Annotated in this window: 19 protein-coding genes; 3 read left to right on the top strand and 16 right to left on the bottom strand. The window is 73.6% G+C overall.

Annotated elements, in window-relative coordinates:
• Positions 1 to 126 precede the first annotated feature (126 nt).
• The 13 genes from ACFYZF_RS09855 to ACFYZF_RS09795 all read right to left on the bottom strand — a co-directional run bounded on the left by ACFYZF_RS09855 (position 127) and on the right by ACFYZF_RS09795 (position 14151).
• Positions 127 to 1428 (bottom strand): sulfite oxidase, encoded by a 1302-nt coding sequence (locus tag ACFYZF_RS09855; protein ID WP_387017729.1) that lies wholly within the window; start codon positions 1426 to 1428, stop codon positions 127 to 129.
• 115 nt (positions 1429 to 1543) lie between these two features.
• Complete coding sequence (locus tag ACFYZF_RS09850; protein ID WP_387017726.1) at positions 1544 to 2200, bottom strand: hypothetical protein; 657 nt, start codon at positions 2198 to 2200, stop codon at positions 1544 to 1546.
• Positions 2197 to 3603: a selenium-binding family protein gene (locus ACFYZF_RS09845; protein WP_387017725.1), complete on the bottom strand. Its 1407-nt coding sequence runs from the start codon at positions 3601 to 3603 to the stop codon at positions 2197 to 2199. Before ACFYZF_RS09845 ends, ACFYZF_RS09850 begins: the two co-directional genes overlap by 4 nt.
• A gap of 145 nt (positions 3604 to 3748) precedes the next feature.
• Positions 3749 to 4264: an NUDIX domain-containing protein gene (locus tag ACFYZF_RS09840; protein WP_387017722.1), complete on the bottom strand. Its 516-nt coding sequence runs from the start codon at positions 4262 to 4264 to the stop codon at positions 3749 to 3751.
• Between the two features lie 11 nt (positions 4265 to 4275).
• Positions 4276 to 4974 carry an N-acetylmannosamine-6-phosphate 2-epimerase gene (locus ACFYZF_RS09835; RefSeq protein WP_387017719.1) on the bottom strand — a complete coding sequence of 233 codons (699 nt, stop codon included), beginning with the start codon at positions 4972 to 4974 and terminating at the stop codon, positions 4276 to 4278.
• A gap of 5 nt (positions 4975 to 4979) precedes the next feature.
• Positions 4980 to 5936, bottom strand: a complete 957-nt coding sequence (locus ACFYZF_RS09830; RefSeq protein ID WP_387017716.1) for an ROK family protein — start codon at positions 5934 to 5936, stop codon at positions 4980 to 4982.
• The gene (locus tag ACFYZF_RS09825) at positions 5933 to 6775 is read right to left on the bottom strand and encodes a carbohydrate ABC transporter permease (protein WP_387017713.1); all 843 of its coding nucleotides are present in this window, start codon (positions 6773 to 6775) and stop codon (positions 5933 to 5935) included. The genes ACFYZF_RS09830 and ACFYZF_RS09825 overlap by 4 nt, the downstream gene beginning before the upstream one ends.
• Positions 6765 to 7718 (bottom strand): carbohydrate ABC transporter permease, encoded by a 954-nt coding sequence (locus ACFYZF_RS09820; protein ID WP_387017710.1) that lies wholly within the window; start codon positions 7716 to 7718, stop codon positions 6765 to 6767. Before ACFYZF_RS09820 ends, ACFYZF_RS09825 begins: the two co-directional genes overlap by 11 nt.
• A 2-nt stretch (positions 7719 to 7720) precedes the next feature.
• Complete coding sequence (locus tag ACFYZF_RS09815; protein ID WP_387017707.1) at positions 7721 to 9004, bottom strand: ABC transporter substrate-binding protein; 1284 nt, start codon at positions 9002 to 9004, stop codon at positions 7721 to 7723.
• Positions 9005 to 9029: 25 nt separating this feature from the next.
• Positions 9030 to 10628, bottom strand: coding sequence for an FAD-dependent oxidoreductase (locus tag ACFYZF_RS09810; RefSeq protein ID WP_387017705.1), 1599 nt, complete (start codon positions 10626 to 10628; stop codon positions 9030 to 9032).
• Between the two features lie 38 nt (positions 10629 to 10666).
• Positions 10667 to 11713 carry a LacI family DNA-binding transcriptional regulator gene (locus tag ACFYZF_RS09805; RefSeq protein WP_387017702.1) on the bottom strand — a complete coding sequence of 349 codons (1047 nt, stop codon included), beginning with the start codon at positions 11711 to 11713 and terminating at the stop codon, positions 10667 to 10669.
• A gap of 366 nt (positions 11714 to 12079) precedes the next feature.
• Positions 12080 to 12631, bottom strand: a complete 552-nt coding sequence (locus ACFYZF_RS09800; protein ID WP_387017699.1) for an NADAR family protein — start codon at positions 12629 to 12631, stop codon at positions 12080 to 12082.
• A 197-nt stretch (positions 12632 to 12828) separates the two neighbouring features.
• A complete protein-coding gene (locus ACFYZF_RS09795) occupies positions 12829 to 14151 on the bottom strand; it encodes a flavin monoamine oxidase family protein (protein ID WP_387017697.1) in 1323 nt (440 codons plus the stop codon).
• Between the two features lie 272 nt (positions 14152 to 14423).
• On the opposite strand from ACFYZF_RS09795, the gene ACFYZF_RS09790 reads away from it, so the two are divergent.
• Positions 14424 to 15452, top strand: a complete 1029-nt coding sequence (locus ACFYZF_RS09790; protein ID WP_387017694.1) for a DUF559 domain-containing protein — start codon at positions 14424 to 14426, stop codon at positions 15450 to 15452.
• Between the two features lie 206 nt (positions 15453 to 15658).
• Here ACFYZF_RS09790 and ACFYZF_RS09785 read toward each other — a convergent pair whose 3' ends face one another.
• On the bottom strand, positions 15659 to 16051 hold the full coding sequence (locus ACFYZF_RS09785; RefSeq protein ID WP_387018403.1) for a MarR family winged helix-turn-helix transcriptional regulator: 393 nt from the start codon (positions 16049 to 16051) through the stop codon (positions 15659 to 15661).
• Positions 16052 to 16217: 166 nt separating this feature from the next.
• Between ACFYZF_RS09785 and ACFYZF_RS09780 the strand changes: the two genes are divergently transcribed.
• Entirely contained in the window at positions 16218 to 18017 is a 1800-nt protein-coding gene (locus ACFYZF_RS09780; protein WP_387017691.1) for an ABC transporter ATP-binding protein, read from the top strand.
• Positions 18018 to 18033: 16 nt separating this feature from the next.
• On the opposite strand, the gene ACFYZF_RS09775 is transcribed toward ACFYZF_RS09780, so the two are convergent.
• Positions 18034 to 18303, bottom strand: a complete 270-nt coding sequence (locus ACFYZF_RS09775; protein ID WP_387017689.1) for a hypothetical protein — start codon at positions 18301 to 18303, stop codon at positions 18034 to 18036.
• 2 nt (positions 18304 to 18305) lie between these two features.
• A complete protein-coding gene (locus ACFYZF_RS09770) occupies positions 18306 to 18599 on the bottom strand; it encodes a DivIVA domain-containing protein (RefSeq protein WP_387017687.1) in 294 nt (97 codons plus the stop codon).
• Between the two features lie 319 nt (positions 18600 to 18918).
• Between ACFYZF_RS09770 and ACFYZF_RS09765 the strand changes: the two genes are divergently transcribed.
• Positions 18919 to 19158, top strand: a complete 240-nt coding sequence (locus tag ACFYZF_RS09765) for a winged helix-turn-helix domain-containing protein (RefSeq protein ID WP_387017684.1) — start codon at positions 18919 to 18921, stop codon at positions 19156 to 19158.
• The last annotated feature ends 71 nt before the right edge of the window (positions 19159 to 19229 follow it).

Genomic DNA, 19229 nt, shown 5'->3' with positions numbered 1-19229 from the left:
TTGTTTGTGTTTTTTCTTTGGGGGGGGGGTGGGGGGGGGTGGGGGGGGGGGGGGGGGGGGGGGGGGGGGGGGGGGGGGGGGGCGGGGGCGCCCCCCCCCCCCCCCCCCCCCCCCCCCCGGCCCGGGTCAGCAGACCGTTACCGGGTGGTTGACGACGCCGTCGAAGAGGTAGCCGAGGTCGTTGGAGCGGGCCCTTTCCGGCTGGCCGGCCCCGGTGACGTCGGTGGCCCGCGCCCGTAGCGTCGCCGGCCCCGGCCCCGCCGGACGCCAGCGCGCCGTCCATCGCTGCCACGGCCCGCCCGCGTCCCCGGCGACCAGTTCGGCCGGCCGCCAGCCGTCGTCGCCCGTGTGCACCCGCACCGATCGGATCGGGCCCCCGCCCGACCAGGACCGGCCGCGCAGCAGCACCTCCGCCCCGGCCGGGATCCGGGCGTCCCAGGGCAGTTCGAAGGCGCTCTTCACCGACTGGGGGCCCAGCTGCCCGCCGCCGTCGGGCTGGCCGGGGCCGAACATGCGGTAGAGCTGGGTGTTCCACGGCGAGAACAGCGGGGTGGCCGACACCTCCACCGGGCCGACCCACTTGACCGAGGAGATGCCGATCCAGCCCGGCACCACCACCCGCACCGGGAAGCCGTGGTCCGGCGGCAGCGGCTCGCCGTTCATCTCGTACGCCAGCAGCACGTCGTCGAGGGCCTTGCCGACCGGCAGCGGCCGGCGGACCCGGCCCAGGTTCACCCCGCCGGTGACGTAGTCCGGGTCCAGCCCTTCCGGCATCACGTCGACCGCCGCGCCGGTCAGCCCGGCGCGACGCAGCACCGTGGACAGCCGCACGCCCCGCCAGTGCGCCACCCCGACGCCGCCCAGGCCCCACGCCACCCCGGGGGAGGGCCGGTCCTGCTGCCCGGCGAAGAACCGGCGGGCGTTGCCGGCGCACTCGACCAGCGCGGTGACCCGCTCGGCGGGCAGCCGGCGCAGGTCGTCGTAGCCGAACTCGACCGGCCGGTCCCGGGTGGGCGTGCCGCGCAGGCCGTCGCCGAACAGGCTCAGCCGCCACGTGTCGGGGTCGATCACCGGGGTTCGGGTGTGGTTACGGACGAAGAACCGGTCGTTGGGCACCACGTACCCCTGCCCGGCCATCGCCTCCCAGCGCATCTCGGCGTTGGTGTCGTGCCGGGTGAACAGCCGGTCCGGCAGCGGCTTGACCATGCCCGGCCCGGCGGCGTCCCGCCCGGGGTCGGCGCCGACCGGGTCGGCCGCCACCGCGACCGGTTCGCGTTCGCCCGCGGCGGCGGCCAGGGCGGTCATCGCCGCGCCCAGCTCCAGCAGGCGGGGGCGGGACACGCCCGCGCCCCGGGTGCGGCCGGCCAGCCACTGCCGGGCCCGTCGGGCGTCATGGTCGGCTTCGTCGTACGACAGGGAGTGCGGCATCGGTGGTCCCTCCGGCTCGGCGACACGAACTCCTATTCAATCAATAGGAGTTATCGCCGGGGCAGCGCCGGGTGGCGGGAACCGCCGGCCCTTCGGCCGAGCCGACCGGCGCCGCTCAGGTCGCCGCGGCCACGACGGTGATCACCCCCGCGACCACCAGCACCCAGGCCCAGAGCCGGTCCACGTTGAACCAGGCCCGCCGCAGCACCCCGACGCCGAGCACCTCGTACACCGCCACGGCCGCGGCCAGCGCCACGCCGAACATCGCCACCGTGTGCACCCCGGCGGCGGCCAGCCCGGGCAGCGCGCCCGCCGGGGTCGCCGACACCTGCGCGGCGTGTCCGGCGTGCCCGGCGTGCCCGCCGGCCGTGACCGGCTCGGCGAGCAGCACCGGCAGCAGCATCAGCCCGGCGCCGTGCGCCGACGACATGAGGAACGACCACCCGGCGAGCTGCGCGTTGGACGGCCGCATCCCGGCCCACCGGAAGTGCCGCCGCGACAGCAACTGCCACAGCCCGAACCCGACCAGCAGCACCCCGCCGACGATCGCCACGGTGGTGCTCGCCACGACCGACCTGGTGGCGCTGACCAGCGCGGCCACCAGGCCCACCGAGGCGAGGTGGCCCAGCGCGATGGGCAGCAGCGACGTCACGAGCATCCGTCGGCTGCGCTCCTGAAGGCCCCGGCCCACCGCGAACAGCCAGCCCATGGCCGGGTTCAGCCCATGGAACGCGCCGAGCCCGGCCAGCGCCAGCCAGGCCGTCCCGGTCACGGGAAGCAGTACGAGTCGGAGGACGCGTCGCCGCCCTGCAACCGGGTCTGGTGCACCCGCAGCCCCCGGAACTCCTCCCCGCGCGGGAAGAACCGCGGGTCCGGGGTGAGCCCGCCGGCGTCGGGGTCGACGTCCAGCTTGGCCAGCCAGGCGCCCACCCCGTCCGGGTAGAACTGGTCGTCCCACGAGCCGTAGAGGGAGTTGGACACGTACACCCGGCGGCCGTCGCGGCTGATCTCCACCATCTGCGGGCCGCCGGCGAGGGGCTCGTCGGGGAAACCCGGGTGGGGGGTGCGCCGCACGATGCCGCCGAGGCGCACCGATCCGGTCTGCACCGGGTGGAACGGGTCGCTGACGTCGTACTGGCGCAGCTCGCCGGTGCCCCAGCAGGAGACGTAGAGGTGCCTGTCGTCGACCGACAGGTCGATGTCGGTGACCAGCGGTGGGACCGCCCCGAACGGCTTGAGCAGGTCCGGCAGGTCGGCCGGGTCGGCGGGCTCGGCCGGGATGTCGATCACCTTGGTCACGGCCCAGGCGTCGCCGTCGCGGTGCCACAGCCAGACCGAGGCGGACAGGTCCTCCACGCTGATCACCACGCCGACGAACCCGTACGTCTTCGTCGGGTCGTGCGCCGGTCGCAGCTCCAGCGGCATCTGGTACGCGTCGCCGAGGTCGACCCGCTGCACGTGCCGGCGTTTCGCCAGGTCCCAGAAGTGGATGGCATGCCCGTACTTCCGCCCCAGCAGCAGCTCGCCGACGATGCCGTCCTCGATCATCGACGGGGTGCCCCACTCGCTGGTCACCAGCACGTCGTGGTTGAGGTGCCACCAGAAGTCGTACGCGAGGAACTGCGGCCCCCGGTCGGCCTCCCACGCCCGGCGGACCTCGAAGCTGGTGTGGTCGAGGATCGCGATGCCGCCGGGGCCCTCGGCGCCGTCGGCGCCGCCGAGGGCGGACAGGTAGATCCCGTCGGGGCCGCAGTGCACCGTGTGCGGCCGGGAGTAGCCGGCCCGCTGCGCCAACTCCTCCGGGCCGATCACCTTGACCAGCTCCGGGGCGCGCGGGTCGGGCTGGGTGTCGTACACGTGCACCCGCGACGAGCGCAGCCCGGGCACGATCAGGTAGCGCCGCTCGACGTGCGGGTGCGGCGCGGTCGGGCAGAGCGCGCTGCTGCACGCGTTCCACCCGAAGTGGTGCACCTCGTCGCCGGTGTGCGGCAGGTCGGTCCAGCCCACCACCCGCCCGTACTCGGGGGAGGCGGGGTCGGTGTCGAGGACCGCGATGGCGTCGGGGCGGGCCGCCGAGCGGTCGAAGGCGGCCACGTAGGCCAGCTTCTCGGCGGGGGCCCGGGCGGCGTCGCGGGGCGAGGGATAGAAGGACGGGTCGGGTGTCCAGCGGCTCATGGCGGCTTCCTCCGGGGTCGGCGTGCCGGACCGATCGCATCGACGCATCTCAGCGAGCGGAAACAGCCTACTGACCCGATGGGGCACCGTGGTTAACGCATCGTGCCGACTTCCCTGCCCAGGGTTGCCCGGTGGGGGCGGCCTCTCAGGCGTCCCGGTGGGCGGCGAGGAATTCGGCGAGCACCCGGGTGTGGGTGGAGAAGGCCAGCTCGGCGGGCTCGGTGAGCACCAGCCACTCGGTCGCCTCGTCGGTCGGCGCGGACGGCGGGAGCTGCCCGGCCGCCCGCTCGGGCAGCGTCCCGAAGACCATCATGGTGCCGCCGGCCGGGGCGCTGTGCACCCCGAACAACTCCGCGTCCCCGGCCGCCGCGACCAGCCCGGTCTCCTCCCGCAGCTCCCGGACCAGGGCGTCGCGCCACTCCTCGCCGTACTCGATGAAGCCGCCGGGGAGGGCGAGCAGGCCGCGCGCGGGCTCGATGTCCCGGCGCACCACGACCACGCCCAGGCCGGCGTCGGTGCGTACCGGCAGCACCGCGACCGCGACCGGCAGCGGGTTACGCCAGACGGTGTGCCCGCAGGCCGCGCAGGCCCGGGGCCAGCCGCTCTCCGCCGGATAGGCGGAGCCGCAGGAGGAACAGTGGGAGTACGGTGCGCCGGTCATGCCGCTGCACGTTACCGCCCCGGCCGCCCGGCCCCCGCCGGGGTGGCCGCCAGGAGCCGGCGGGTGATCCACAGCGGCGAGGTGACGGCGTTGCCCATCACCACCGCGTGCGCGCCCGCCGCGAACGCCCGGCCGATCTCGTCGGTGCCGCGGTACCGCCCCTCGGCGAGCACCGGCACCGGCACCGCCGCCGCGAGCCCGGCCACCAGCTCTAGGTCCGGCCCGTCCCGGCGCGGACTGGCCGCCGTGTACCCGGACAGCGTGGTCGCCACCGCGTCCGCCCCGGCCCGCACCGCCGCCACCCCCTCGGAGACGGTGGAGACGTCCGCGAGGACCAGCGCGCCGGCGGCGTGCACCGCCGCGACCGTGTCGGCGAGGACCCGGCCGTCGGGGCGCGGCCGGTCGGTGCCGTCCACCGCGACGACGTGCGCCCCGGCGGCGGCCACCTCCACCGCCAGCTCGGGCGTCGGGGTGATGAAGACCTCGGCGTGACCGTGCTTGTACAGCCCGATCACCGGCACGCCGACCGCGGCGCGGATGGCGGCCACGTCGGCCGGGCCGTTCGCCCGGATCCCCACCGCCCCGCCGGCAACGGCGGCGGCGGCCACCCGGGCCTGGACGTACGGGTCCCGCATCGGGTCGTCGGGCTCGTCCGGCAGCGGCTGGCAGGAGACCACCAGCCCCCCGGCGAGCGAGTCGAGAATTCCCACGTTTCTCAGTCCTTTCCCTCGTCGAACGCCGGCCGGCCCGGGTCCGCCGACGCGCCGGCCGGCTCCCCGGTGGCGAGCCGGGCCGCGCCGACCACGACCGCGTCGGCACCCAGCGCGGCGGGCAGCAGCGGCACGTCCGCCCAGCCCGGCGGCAGCTCGGCGGCGTAGGCGGCGGTCGCGGCCGGCAGCAGCGCCCCGCCCGCCCCGCCGGCCACCAGCACCACCTGCGGGTCGAGCGTGGTCACCAGCCCGGCCAGGGCCGCGCCGAGGCTCGCGCCGGCCCGCTCGACCACCTCCCGGGCGGCGGCGTCCCCGGCCGTCGCCCGCTCGGCCACCTCGCGCCCGGTGACCCGCTCGCCGGTACGCAGGGCGTAGCCGGCGGCCAGGCCGGTGCCGGACGCGACGGCCTCCAGGTGCCCGTACCGGCCGCACCCGCAGCGCAGCCGCCCCGCCCCGGGCGCCGGCAGGTGGGCCACGGCGCCGGCCGCGCCCCGGGCGCCGGAGTCGATCCGGCCGTGCCGGACCAGCGCCCCGCCGAGCCCGGTGCCGACCGCCACCAACAGCAGGTGTCCCCGGCCCAGGCCGGCTCCCGCCCAGCTCTCGCCGAGCGCGGCGGCGTGCACGTCGTTGGCGACCCGCACCGGCCGGCCCAACCGCCCGGCCAGCTCGGCGCGGACGGCCGTGCCGGTCCACCCGGGCAGGCTGTCCGTGGCGTACCGGATGCCGCCGGTCGCCGGGTCGACGGTGCCGGCGGTGCCCACCCCGACCGGCCGGTCGGCGGCCCCGGGGATCAGTTCGGCGGCGAGCCGGGCGGCGGTGTCCAGCACCGCGCCCGGCCCGGACCCGGCGGGGGTGGGCGTCCGCAGCCGGCGCAGGACCGTGCCGTCGGCGGCGACCAGGGCGGCCGCCGTCTTGGTGCCACCGATGTCGACGCCGACGGCGGCGTGGGCCGGGACGGTCATCCCTTCAGGCCCGTGTGCGCCAGGCCCTCGACGAACTGCTTCTGCGCGATCACGAACACCGCCAGCACCGGCAGGGCGGTCATCGACGCCGCCGCGAGCTGGACGTTCCACATCGGCCCGCCGTACGCGTCGACGAACTGGGTCAGCGCCTGCGGCAGGGTGAACTTCTCCGGCGAGGAGAGGAACACGATCGGTTCGAGGTACAGGTTCCAGCTGTGCAGGAAGGTGAAGATGGCCACCGCACCCAGCGCGGGGCGGGACAGCGGCAGGGCGATCTTCCAGAAGGTGGCGAACCGGCCCAGCCCGTCGACCCGGGCCGCCTCCTCCAGCTCCCCGGGCAGGGCGATGAAGAACTGCCGCATGATGAACGTGGCCAGCACGCTCGGCGCCCCGAAGATCGGCACCAGGATCAGCGGCCAGTGGGTGTCGACCAGGCCCAGCTTGAAGAACATCTGGAACAGCGGGACGATCGTGACCTCGCTCGGGATGAGCAGGCCGGCGAGCACCACCAGGAACAGCAGGTTCTGGCCCCGGAACCGGATCCGGGCGAAGGCGTACCCGGCCAGCGCCGCCACCGCGAGGGTGCCCACGGTGACCACCAGGGCGATGTAGACGCTGTTGAGGTACTGCCGCGCGAACGGCTGCAACTCGAACACCCGCTGGTACGCCTCCAGCCGCGGGTTCGTCGGCCAGAGCTGCGGCGGGAAGGCGAAGATGTCCGCCACCGGCTTCAGCGACGAGGTGACCATCCACCAGGTGGGGAAGACGAACGGGATCGCCAGGACCATCAGCACCCCGTAGAGCACCAGCTTCGTCCTGGGCGACAGGTCACGACTCATGGAAGACCCATCTCTTGCGCATCTGCCACTGCAGCACGGTCAGCGCGAGCACGACCGTGAACAGCACGATCGACAGGGTCGCGCCGTAGCCGAAGTGGTGGAACTGGAAGGCCTGCTGGTAGAGGTAGTAGACGAGCACCGTGGTCGAGGTGCCCGGGCCGCCCTGGGTCAGCACCGCGATCTGCGCGAACACCTGCAACGAGCCGACCACCGTGATGATCGACGTGAGCATGATCGTCGGGCTGATCAGCGGCACGGTGATCCGCCAGAACTGCCGCATCCGGCTCGCCCCGTCCACCTCGGCGGCCTCGTACAGATCGCCCGGCACGCCCTGGAGGGCGGCCAGGAACAGCACCATGTTCAGGCCGACGTTCTTGAACACCTGCACGACGACCACCGACAGCATCGCGGTGCCCTCGCCGCGCAGCCAGTTCGGGCCGTCCACGCCGATCGTGTCGAGCAGCCCGTTGATCCCGCCGTTGTCCTGGAGCAGGAAGCCCCACACGATCGTCCAGGCGACCAGGGAGACCACCACGGGGGAGAAGAACAGGGTGCGGAACACGATGGTGCCGCGCAGCTTCTGGTTGAGCAGCACGGCCAGCATCAGCGCCAGGGCGAGGTTGAACACCACCAGCCCGACCGAGAACAGCCCGGTGGCCTTCAGCACCCCGCCCAGGTTGGTGTCCTCGGCGAGCTGCGTGTAGTTGTCGCCGCCGACGTATTCGAACGTGCCGGCGAGCACGTTCCACTCGTGCAGGCTGTACCAGACCACCAGGACCAGCGGCAGGATCACGAACACGACGCTGCCGACGAGCTGCGGGGCGACGAACAGGTACCCGGCGAGCTGGTCGCGCCGGCGGTTGGTCCACCACGGCGGGCGGGCCCGGCCCGGGGCGGGCCCGGTCTTGGCGACCGGGCCCGTCCTGGTGTCCGTCGGGGACATGGTCACTTCGCCAGCAGCGGCTGGATCTTGGCGCACACGCCGTCCAGGACCGCCTTGATGTCGGCGTTCGGCTGCCACAGCGGGTCGAGCCCGGCGCGGACCTGCTGGCTCAGCTCGGCCTGCCCGGCGTGGCTCGGCTTGACCACGCCGCTGGTGATGCCGTCGATGACGACCTTCTGCAACTGCTCCGGCTTGAGCTTCGGGTTCGTCTTGCCCAGCGTCTCGGCGGTCAGCAGCGACTGCCGCGGCGGCGGGAAGAACTGGGCCAGCTTCGCCGAGTTGGTGGGGTTGGTGAAGAAGGCCAGGAAGTCGGCCGCCTCGTCGGCGTGCGGGCTCTTCTTCATCACCCCGAGGCCTGCCTGGCCGAGGACCGAGTAGTTGCCCTTCGGGCCGGCCGGCAGCGGCACCAGGTCCCAGCCGAAGCCGCCGTCCTTCAGCAGCGACGCCCGGGAGATCTGGGTGACCGTCATGGCCGCGTCACCGGCGAAGAAGTCCGCCGTGGTGCCCGGGCCGGGCAGCGCCTTGTCGGTGAAGATCCCCTTGTGCAGGGCGGTCATCGCCGCGACCATCTCCGGGGAGCTGAAGCCGCAGGACTTGCCGTCCTCGCTCCACGCCTGGGCACCCCAGCCGGTGAAGAAGGTCGACAGGTTGTCCCAACCCTTGTAGTCGAAGTCCCGGATCACCAGGCCGGCCTTGCCGGACTTCTTGGCGGACGCCGCGGCGGTGGCCAGGGCGTTGTCCCAGTTCCACTGCCCGGCGGCGATCAGCTCGGCCGGCGTCTTCTGCCCGGCCTTCTTCACCATGTCGGTGTTGACGAAGACCCCGAACGGCGAGTTGGAGAACGGGTACGCGTACAGCTTGCCGTCGTCCTGCCAGAGCTTCGTGGTGGCGGGGGAGAGGTCGTCGTAGCCGTACCCCTCGGTCTTCTTCAGCGTCTCGTCCAGCGGCAGCAGCGCGCCGGATGACACGAAGTCAGGGGCCGAGTTCTCGAACACCCAGGCCAGGTCGGGGGCGTTGCCGCCGGCGATCTGGGTGGTCAGGGTGGTGGTGTAGTTCTCGAACGGCAGCGGGTCGAAGGTGATCGACTCCACGTCCGGGTGGGACTTCTTGTACTCGTCCGCGATCTCGTTGAACAGCTTCAGGTGCGCCTCGTTGGCGGACCAGACCGTCATCCGCAGCTTCGCCGGACCGCTGTCGCCGGCGTCGTCCCCGCCGCCGCAGGCGGTCAGGGCGAGCGCGCCGACCATTGCGACGGCGACGCCGCGCAGGGCCTTTCCTGCTCTCACAATTTTCTCCTCACCGGGGGGTGTTTCAGTAGCCCACGATCTGCGGCCAACGCAGTTCCACGCCGGCCGTTGTAAGGCGGTCCTGGAAATCGGCCAGCAGACGGGGGGTGTTGCGGACCGCGCGCGGGGACTCGCCCCGCTCGAGACAGAAGTCGGCGAGCAGGCCGGCGACCTCGCCGACGTTCCACTCGACCGGGTGCAGCCGGTAGCTGCCGTTGGTCACGTGCGTGGTGCCGATGTTCTTGCCGGCCGGCAGCAGGTTCTCCACCCGCTGCGGGATCAGCGCGCCGAGCGGGATCTCGAACGGGCAGGACCCGACATCGATGTAGTTGTCGCCGCCGGTCGACGGGTGCAGGTCGATCCGGTACATGCCCACGCCGATCGAGTCGGGGTAGCTGACCGCGCCGTGCTCGCCGCGCACCGCCAGCGACAGGTCCTGCTCGACGACCGTGTACTCGGCCCGGATACGCCGCGACTCCCGGATGTACGGGGCCTGGGCCAGGCCGTCGGCGCTGCCGGTGACGTCGCCGCGCAGCCGCAGCCCGGGGAATCCGGTGCCCCCGTCGGGCCGGGGCGCCTCGGTCTGCATCCAGTACAACACCGAGTACGACAGCTCCCGCGCCTGCGACAGGTGCCAGGACGCGTTCGGCACGTCGATGACCGGGCCCTCGAAGTAGTCGATCATCGGCCAGTTCACCAGCGTGATGTCGCTGGCGTACGCCCCGTCGACGAAGTTGCGCCTGGCGGCGATCCGCCGGAACGTCCACAGGTTGCCGTCGCCGGGGCTGAGCCGCTGGTCGGCGTTGACCGCCAGGGGGTCGTCGTCCGGGTTCGGGGTGAAGCTGCGCTCGACGATCTCCAGCGTCCGGGGGTGCGGGGAGCGCCAGGACAGCAGCCGGTCGCCCCAGAAGTCCGGCTTGTAGTCGCGCCAGAAGTCGTACCCGGCCGGGCGGTCGATGGTGTGGTCGCCGTCGACGTGGTCCAGGGCGAAGCAGACCGACAGGGCCTGCATGTTCATCGGCTGGGCCTCGGCCGGCGCGCTGGGCTCGCCGGTCTCCCCCCGGGACTCGAATCCGGTGACGTACTCGACGCCGGCCAGCGGCAGCAGCTCGCCGGTCTCGGTGGCGTCCAGCACGTACGGGGCGGTCAGCTCGACCAGCTCGTCGGGGCGGTCGCGGTGCGCGACGGTCACCCCGGTCACCCGGTCGCCGTCGGTGGCCGCCGAGACCGGCCGGTACGGCTGGAGCACCGTCAGCCGTCCGGACCCCCGGTACGGCGCCAGCATCTCCTCCAGCACCGCCACCGCGACCCGGGGCTCGTGGCACAGCTGGCTGACCCAGCCGGCCCCCGGGTTGAGGTTGGTCCAACCCCGGGACCGCTCGGTGAGGGGGAAGTGCCGCCGGTAGTAGTCCCGGATCCCGGTTCGCAGCTCCCGGTAGCTGGCGGTGACGCCGAACTGCTCGACCCAGGAGTGCTCGTCCGGGGGGACCGCCTGGCTGGTGAGCTGCCCGCCGAGCCAGTCGAACTCCTCGGCCAGGATGACGCTCCGGCCGGCCCGGAGGGCGGCCAGTGCCGCCGCCACCCCGCCCAGCCCGCCGCCGACGACGAGGATGTCCGCACGCATCGTTACCACTTACTTCCTTCCAGTTGCGCGATCGCCGCTCAGGAGCGGTCGACCGCCGGATCGGGGGCGCCGAGGGTGTCCCCCTCGACCAGTTGGCACGGCAGCAGGCGCTGCCCCACGCCGTCGGCGCTGCCGTCGATGACCGAGGTCAGCACCTCGACCGCCTGGCGTCCCATCTCCTCGCGGGGGATGTGGAAGCCGGTGAAGGTGAGGTCGGTGGGCAGCGGCACGGTCGGGTCGCCGAGGGTCACCACCGACAGGTCGCCGGGCACCGTCAGGCCGCGCCGCCGGGCGGCCAGTTCGAGGGCCACCGCCGTGGCGAAGTCCTCCACGAACACCACGGTGGTCCGGTCGGCGCGCAGGTCGTCGAGGATGGCGTCGGCGTCGCGCCCGGCGGTGGGCAGTTCCCGGGCGCTCTCGGCCGCGCCGCCGTGGGCGGCGAAGCCGCGCCGCCGGTCCTCGGACGACTCGGCGTGGGTGCCCATGGACAGGTACGCCAGGCGGCGGTGCCCGTAGCCGAGGGCCCGTCCGGTCAGGGCGTCGACCGCCGCGGCGTAGTCCGCGCCGACGGACGGGACCGGACCGCCGGCGTCGTTGCGCCGGCCGACCGCCACGTACGGGAAGCCGTCCCGGTTGAGCCGGTGCAGCTCGGCGGCGTCGATCTCCCGGCCGAGCAGGAGGCAGCCGTCGGCAAGCCGCAGCCGGTTGTCCTGGTGGAAGATCCGCCGCCGCCCGTCGACGACCGGGGCGCTGGTGAACAGCAGCAGGTCGCAGCCGACCCGCTCGGCGTACTCCTCGATGCCGAGCAGGAACGGGTGGAAGAAGTCCCGGCTGCCGCTGGGGAACGCCGGCTCGTAGGTGAAGACGCCGATGATCCGGTTGAACCGGGCGGCCAGCCGCCGGGCCACCGGGTCGGCGGCGTAGCTGGTCTCCTCGATGGTCCGCAGGACGCGGTCCCGGGTCTCCGGCGCGATCCGCACGTCGGCGTCGGAGCGGTTGTTGAGCACCAGGGACACGGTGGCCTGACTGACGCCAGCCAGGCGAGCGATGTCACGTTGGGTGACGCGACGCGGCGAAGAGGGCACGGGGGAGTCCTCCGGTTGGTGCTAATGCGTATTAGCGATCGGCGTTGGAGAGGACTCTCGCCCCCGACCCGGGGAGATGTCAAGGGCTCTCTGGAGATTTTCTCGCGATGAACTCCCTGAACTAATGCGTATTAGCTCGCCGGTGCCCGGGGCCGCCGACGCGCTTTCGCCCCTCGCGGCCGTTCCGCCCCAGGATCGAAGTGGCCCCTTGACGGGGGGCCGGCCGGGCGACGAAGATCGGAGAAGGATAGATGCTAATACGTATTAGCAGACTTCGACGAGTGCGCTGTCGCCCCGCCGGGCACCCCTCAAATCACCCTGAGTGACGTCGATGGGTGCCCGGCAAGGGCGGTCGGTGTGATCGGATCAGGCGCGCAGGGCCGCCCGGGCGTCCATCAGGGCGAAACCGAGCAGGTTGTCGCCCCGCCAGCGGGCCGGGTTCTCGACGGCGGGGTCGTCCGCGGCCAGGCCGACGCCCCACACCCGGTCCACCGGGCTCGCCTCGACCAGCACCCGGGCACCGGTGGCCAGCAGGAAGGCGCGCAGGTCGGCGTGCTGGGCGAACTTGGCGACGCTGCCGGCGACCACGACGTCGTACCGGTGGACCGCCCAGACGGCCTCGTCGAAGCCGCGGACCCGGCGGCCGAGGGCCTTGGCCCGCTGCGGGTGCCCGGCGGCGAGGACCTGCTCCGCCACCGCGTCGTCGCCGAAGAGGACGGCCTTGCTCCACATCATCCAGTGCTCGGCGGTGTGGAAGACCCGACCGTCCACGGTGAACGGCGCGGGCCACCACTGGCTCAGGCAGCCCGTCCCGACGGACCCGTCCCGCTGGGGCCGGTGACCCCAGAAGTGCAGGTACTTCACCGGCTTACCGGCGCGGTGCAGGGCCACCAGGTCGGCGACGGATCGAGGCGACATGGCCGACAGTCTGCCCTCCGCCCCCGACACCCGCCGCCGAGTTTCAACCTGGACTCTCAGCCGGCCGGGTTTGCGGGGCATGCCGAGGTGCTGCCGGATGGGCTCGCCCAGCGTGTCGAAGGCCTGCCCCCGATGCTCGTGTCGAACTCGACTCGTATGAAGTCCGGCCGGCCGGTCGCGACAGCAGGCTGTTCCTGTCAGCTGGTCCCGGCGGTCACCTCGGCCGCCGCGCGTTCGCCCGCGCGTACCGCCCCCTCCAGGTAGCCCGTCCAGCCGACCGCCGTCTCGGTGCCCGCCCAGTGCACCCGCCCCACCGGCGGGCGAAGCGCCGGCCCGTAGCCGCGCCACGAGCCGGGGGTCAACACCCCGCAGAAACACCCCCGGGTGTACGGGTCGGCCGACCAGTCGTACTCGACGAACCCGTCCGGGCGGGCGGCGTCCGGGCCGACCATGGCCACCAGCGCGTCCAGCACCGCCGCCCGCCGGGCGTCCGGAGACATCCCGCGCAGCTCACGCGCCTCGTCGCCGTAGCTGAACGCGGTCAGCACCCCGCGCGTCGAGTCCGGGGTGCCGTTGTCCACCGTCTCGGTCACCGGCCCGGTCGCGCTGGTGCCGACGCCGGAGAGCCCGCCGGCACGCCAGAACGGCTCCGGGTAGAGCGCGTGCACCTTCACCGCCGAACCCATCGGCATCCGCTGGGTCAACCCGTCGCGCAGCGCCGGCAGCGGCGGGTCGTACCGGATCCGACCGGCCAACGCCGGAGCCACGGCGACCACCGCCGCGTCGGCGGGGTACGCGTCCCGGTCGGTGCGCACCAGCACCCCGCCGGCGTCCTGCGCGATCACCGTCACCGGCGCGCCCAGGCACAGCGCCCCCGGCCCCACGGTGGCCGCCAGCCGCTGCGCCATCCGCTCGGCCAGCGCCGCCGGGCCGCCCACCACCCGGTCCTGCTGCGCCCCGCCGGCCATCCCCAGCAGCAGGGCGCTGCCACCGCCGCTGCGCAGGTAGAACAGCATCTGAAGCAGGGAGATCTCGTCCGGACCCGTGGCGAGCAGGCCGCCGGCCAGCAGCCGGCCCAGGTACCGGGCGCCCGCCGGATCACCTGCGGCCTCGGCCAGCCAACCGGACAACGGCAGCCGGTCCCACTCGGGCGCCTCGGCAGCCCGCCAGGGCGCCACCGGATCGAGCCGCGCGGCGAGGGCGTCGAGCCGGGCCAGCACCCGCGCGGTGGACTCCGGCGGCTCTGGGCGGCGCTCCCCGTCCCAGCGCAGCACCGGCGCGCCGAGGGCCGCCGACGGGAACGTGGTCAGGCCGTGCTCGGCGACCAGGGCGTACATCCGGTCCTGGGTGGGGCCGAGCCACTGCGCGCCCAGGTCGAGCTGGGTGCCGTCGGGCAGCCACCGGGTCAGCGTCCGCCCGCCCACCCGCTCCCGGGCCTCCACCACCCGTACGTCCCACCCCGCGCGGGCGAGCGCCAGCGCAGCGGCAAGCCCGGAGAACCCACCCCCAACCACCACCACCCGCCCACCAACACCCACCCCACGGCATACCCCCGACCAGCTCCCCTACGCCCCTCCCTACGCCCCGCCCCGCCCCCGGCCGGCTTCCTCGCGGCCCCTTGATCGTCTGCTGGTCACCGGCGCGACACGCCGGGTGGGACGCCGGTACAGGACAGACGATCTCCATAGCATTCCGCCGGGGCCTGTGGGCCGTCATCCACAGCGGGGCGGGTTGTCCACAGATCGGTGTTGCGGGGTGGCGGAAGCGGGGCGGGCGGGCCACGGTCAGCCGCGTGAACGGTGAGCTCAGTGAGTTGTTGCGTCGGCACGGTGGTCTGCTGACCTGGGCCGCCGCCGTCCAGGTAGTCCCGGAGTGGACGTTGCGCCGGGCCTGTGGTGCAGGGAGCCTGCTTCGGGTGCTGCCCGGCGTGTATGTCGACGCCCGGCTGGCACCCCCACCCAACGCCCCGCCCGGTCTCCCACCCAACGCCCCTCCGCTCGCCCCACCAACCGTCCAGCCCTCCGTCTCGCCCTCCGCTTCGTCCCTCGTCCCGTCGCTGGCCCGGCTCCCGCCCGAGCTGCGGCACCGCGCCGCGCTGGCGTACGGGGACGGGCGGGCGGCGCTCGGCGGGCCCACGGCCCTGCACGCCTGGGGCGTACGCGGGCAACCCGACGGGGAGCCGGTGCACCTCGACGTGCCGGCCGGGTCGGGGCTGCGTTCCCGGCCGTACCTCGTGCTGCACCACCGGCGCGGGTTCCGTCCCGCACCGCCGCACGCGCTGAATCGCCGGGGTGTGCCCGTCGTCCGGCTGGAACGGGCGCTGGTCGACGCCTGGCCGCTGCTGCCGGCCGTCGACCGTCCCGCCCCGCTGATCCGCGCGGTCAACGACGGCCTGACCACCCCGGCCCGGGTCCGGTCGGCGCTCGCCGGGACGCCCCGGCTCACCCGTCGCGCCGAGCTGCGCGCGCTGCTGGACCGGCTGGCCGTCGGCTGCCGCAGCCCGCTGGAGGTGTGGGGGCACGACCATGTCTTCACCGGCGCGGCGATGCCCCGCCTGCGGCGGCAGTTCCGGGTACGGATCGAGGGGCGCACCATGTACCTCGACGTCTACGCCGAGCGGGAACGGGTCGACTTCGAGTTGGACGGGGCCACCGCCCACGGCGAGCCGGGGCAGCGGGAGATCGACCTGCGCCGCGACGCGCTGCTGGCCACCCGTGGCATCCTCGTCGTCCGCTTCGCCCACCGCAGGCTGGTACGCGAGCCGAACCGGGTGCGCGCCGAGGTCCTGGCCATCCTGGCCGCCCGCCGCAGCGGTCGGTGAACCGTCCGTCGGACTGAGTCGCCAGCGGGCGCTGGCTTGCCTCGTGCGGCTTCGTCCAGGTCGACGGACCGTCGGCGGACGTGCTGCCGGACGGCCGGTCCGTCGAGTCGGACTGGTGGCGACACACGGACGGGCGGGCTCGGCGGTGCTGCGTGAGTCTGCACGCGCCGGCTTGACGATCCTGTTCGGCTGAATCGGGCGGCGGGTCAGTCGCGCAGGGTGCGCAGGATGCGGGCCAGGTGGGCCCGGTCGGTCGGGCTGAGCCCGCCGAAGAGGCGTTCCGCCTCGGTGTGCCGGGACGCCCGGATCGCCGCGCCGACCCGGGTGCCCTCGTCGGTCAACGTGACCAGGGTGGCGCGCCGGTCGACCGGGTCGGGGCGGCGGGCGACCAGCCCCCGCTCCTCCAGGCCGTCGACCACCTCGGTGGTGGAGCGCGGCGCGATGCGCAGGTGCTCGGCGAGCGCGCTGAGCCGCATCGCGCCGTGCCGGGTCAGAACGCCCAGGGCCCGGGAGTGCCCGGGGTTGATCGCCCACGGTTCGAGGGTCTGCCGGGACAGGTGACGCAACCGCCGGGCGACGGCCCAGAAGCTCTCTGCCAGGCCCTCCTCGTGCTCCCCGGGGCTTTCGTCGCCAGCCCCGGCGGGGTGCGCCGGCCCGGGGGCGCGGTCGTCGGCGGTCACCGGAATACCGTAGCAGCAGTTCCTGTTGTCACCTCATGATGAGGTAACCTCAGCATAATCGTTCCCCCGATCGGAAGGCACACCCTTGGACACACCCCCCACCCACCGTGAGGGCCGGGGCGGCTCCCGCACCGTTAGCCCCGCCGAGAAGGCCCAGGCCAGGCAGGTGTCGCTGCGCCGCATCGGCCGGCTCTTCGCCCCGCACCGCTGGCAGCTCGGCACCGTCACCGCGATCATCGTGGTCTCCTCGGTCGTCGCCATGGCGTCGCCGTTCCTGCTGCGTACGGTGATCGACCGGGCCCTGCCGGAGCGCGACCTGACCCTGCTGGTCCGGCTGGTCCTCGGCATGGTCGCCGTCGCGGTCGTGACCGCGGCCCTCGGCGTGGTCCAGACCTGGCTCTCCACCCGCGTCGGCCAGCAGGTCATGCACCGGCTGCGCACCGACGTCTTCGCCCACCTGCACCGCCAGTCGATCGCGTTCTTCACCCGCACCCGCACCGGCGAGGTGCAGTCCCGGATCACCAACGACATCGGCGGCATGCAGACGGTGGTCACCTCCACCGCCACCTCGATCGCGTCGAACCTCACCACGGTCGTCGCCACCGTCGTCGCCATGGCGGCGCTGTCCTGGCGGCTGTCGCTGATCTCCCTGGTCGTGCTGCCCCCGTCGATCTGGCTCACCCGCCGGGTCGCCCGGATGCGTCGCGAGATCACCGCGCAGCGGCAGCGCGAACTGGCCGACCTCAACGTCACCATCGAGGAGGGCCTGTCGATCAGCGGCGTGCAGCTCAGCAAGACCCTCGGCGCGGGCGACGCGCTCATCGACCGGTTCGCCGCCTCGTCCGCCCGCCTGGTCGACCTGGAACTGCGCTCCGACCTCGCCGGTCGCTGGCGGATGGCCTCGATGAGCGTTATCTTCGCCGCCATCCCCGCGCTCATCTACCTCGGCGCGGGCCTCCCCGGGACCGCCGGCACGCTGAGCATCGGCACCCTGGTCGCCTTCACCGCCCTCCAGGGCGGGCTGTTCCGGCCGCTCATGGGCCTGCTCGACGTGGGTGTCTCGCTCACCGCCTCGATGGCGCTGTTCGCCCGAATTTTCGAGTACCTCGACCTCCCCGTCGAGGTCGACGACCCCGAGCGCCCGGTCGAGATCGACCCGCGCCGGGTGCGCGGCCACGTCCGCGTCGAGGGCGTCACCTTCACCTATCCGGGCAGCGACACCGCCGCGCTCGCCGGGGTAACCCTCGACGTGCCGGCCGGCACCGGCCTGGCTCTCGTCGGGCACACCGGCTCCGGCAAGAGCACCCTCGCGGCCCTGGTCAGCCGGCTGCACGACCCCACCGCCGGGCGGATCACCATCGACGGCATCGACCTGCGCGACCTGCGGCTGACCGACCTGGCCGCCGTCGTGGGCGTGGTCAGTCAGGAGACGTACCTGCTGCACACCACCGTGCGGGAGAACCTGCGGTACGCCCGGCCGGACGCCACCGACGCCGAGATCACCGACGCGGCCCGCGCCGCCCAGATCCACGATCTCATCGTCGCACTGCCCGACGGGTACGACACCATGGTCGGCTCGCGGGGGCACCGGTTCTCCGGCGGGGAGAAGCAGCGCCTCGCCATCGCCCGCACCCTGCTGCGCGACCCCCGGGTGCTGGTCCTCGACGAGGCCACCAGCGCGCTGGACACGGAGACCGAGCGCGCCGTGCAACGGGCGTTCGACGAGCTGTCCCGGGGACGTACCACGATCACGATCGCCCACCGGCTCTCCACCGTGCGCGACGCCGACCAGATCGCCGTGCTCGACCACGGCCGGATCGTCGAGTCAGGCACGCACGAGGGCCTGCTCGACCGCGCCGGCCGCTACGCCGCCCTCGCCGCCTGACCAACCCCAGGGCAGGTCAACCCGCCCGTACGGCGCGTGGTGCCGTCCGGCGGGGATGCGGTGTCGGCGGTAGGGCGGGGCGGAGGCCGGCGAGCTGGACGTACACCTCGCGTTTGGCGGTGGCCAGGCCGCAGTGGTCGAGTACGTAGCCGGTCAGCCAGATCCAGCCGTGGTACGTCGGCTGGTCGGAAACCGACACGACGCGGAAGGTGAGGGCCCGGTCCCCGGCGAACTGCACCGAGGCCCGGCCGTCGACGGTCAGCAGGTCGCCGGGGGAGGGGCGCATCGCTACCAGCGGCCCCGGTTGGGTGGTCGCTGCTCCGGCGGGCGGCACTCCTGGGCATGCATGATCTGCCAGTCGCGCAGCGCCCGCTTGAGCCGGTCGTTCTCCTGTACGAGCAGCCGCACCTCCTCGTACAGCTCGGTCAGCTCGTCGGCCAGCCGGGTCTGGAACTCGCGTACCTGATCGGCATCGACGCCGCGCCGACGCGGGTCGAACGCCCGGGTACGCACCTCCTGCGGGGTCAGCCGGGCCGGCCGGCCCGTTCCGTAGAGCTGGCCGCCTCGATACACCTGGGCCACGACGGTCCTTTCCGGGGCAGCCGGAAGCGTGCAGGGTCCGTGCGGTGGGTCGGGAAGGGCGGGTCGTCCGCGCCGGCTGCGGACGGCCCGCCCGCTCCGTCGCCGCAGCCCGTTTCGGCGGTACGACGGCAGAGCGGCCCGGTGGGTCGGGGCGGGCAGGGGGTGCCCGCCCCGACCGGGGGAATGCCTCTGTTCCTTGTTGCCACGCAAGGGGAGAGGCAGGAGTCAACTTAGCTGTCCCAGTCGTCTTAGTCAAACTCTGAGTTGTCGCAGGGTGTCCTTGCGTGATCAAATTGGCGTGCCACGCAGGGGGAAGGCCATGCCGATCACCGCCGACTACATCCGCATCGCCGACGAGATCGTCGCCGACGTCCGGGCCGAGAAGCTCAGGCCGGGCGACAGGCTGCCCTCGATCGCGCAACTTGCGGCGACCCACCAGGTCAGCCCGTCTACCGTCAAGATGGTCTACGTGCGCCTTGAGGCGTTGCGCGTCATCCGACGACACCAGGGCAAGGGTGTCTTCGTCACCGATCCGAAGACCTGGATGCGGGAGCCGTAGGCGGACGAGGTCGGGGCCGGCGTGACGGGTAGCCGACAGAACCGCCATCGGGGCGTGAATTCTGTCCCCGC

It is taken from the genome of Micromonospora sp. NPDC001898, assembly GCF_042891255.1.
GTDB lineage: Bacteria > Actinomycetota > Actinomycetes > Mycobacteriales > Micromonosporaceae > Micromonospora.
Note: the sequence above shows the minus strand (reverse complement) of the source record. Positions and strands in the feature narration are given on the sequence as shown.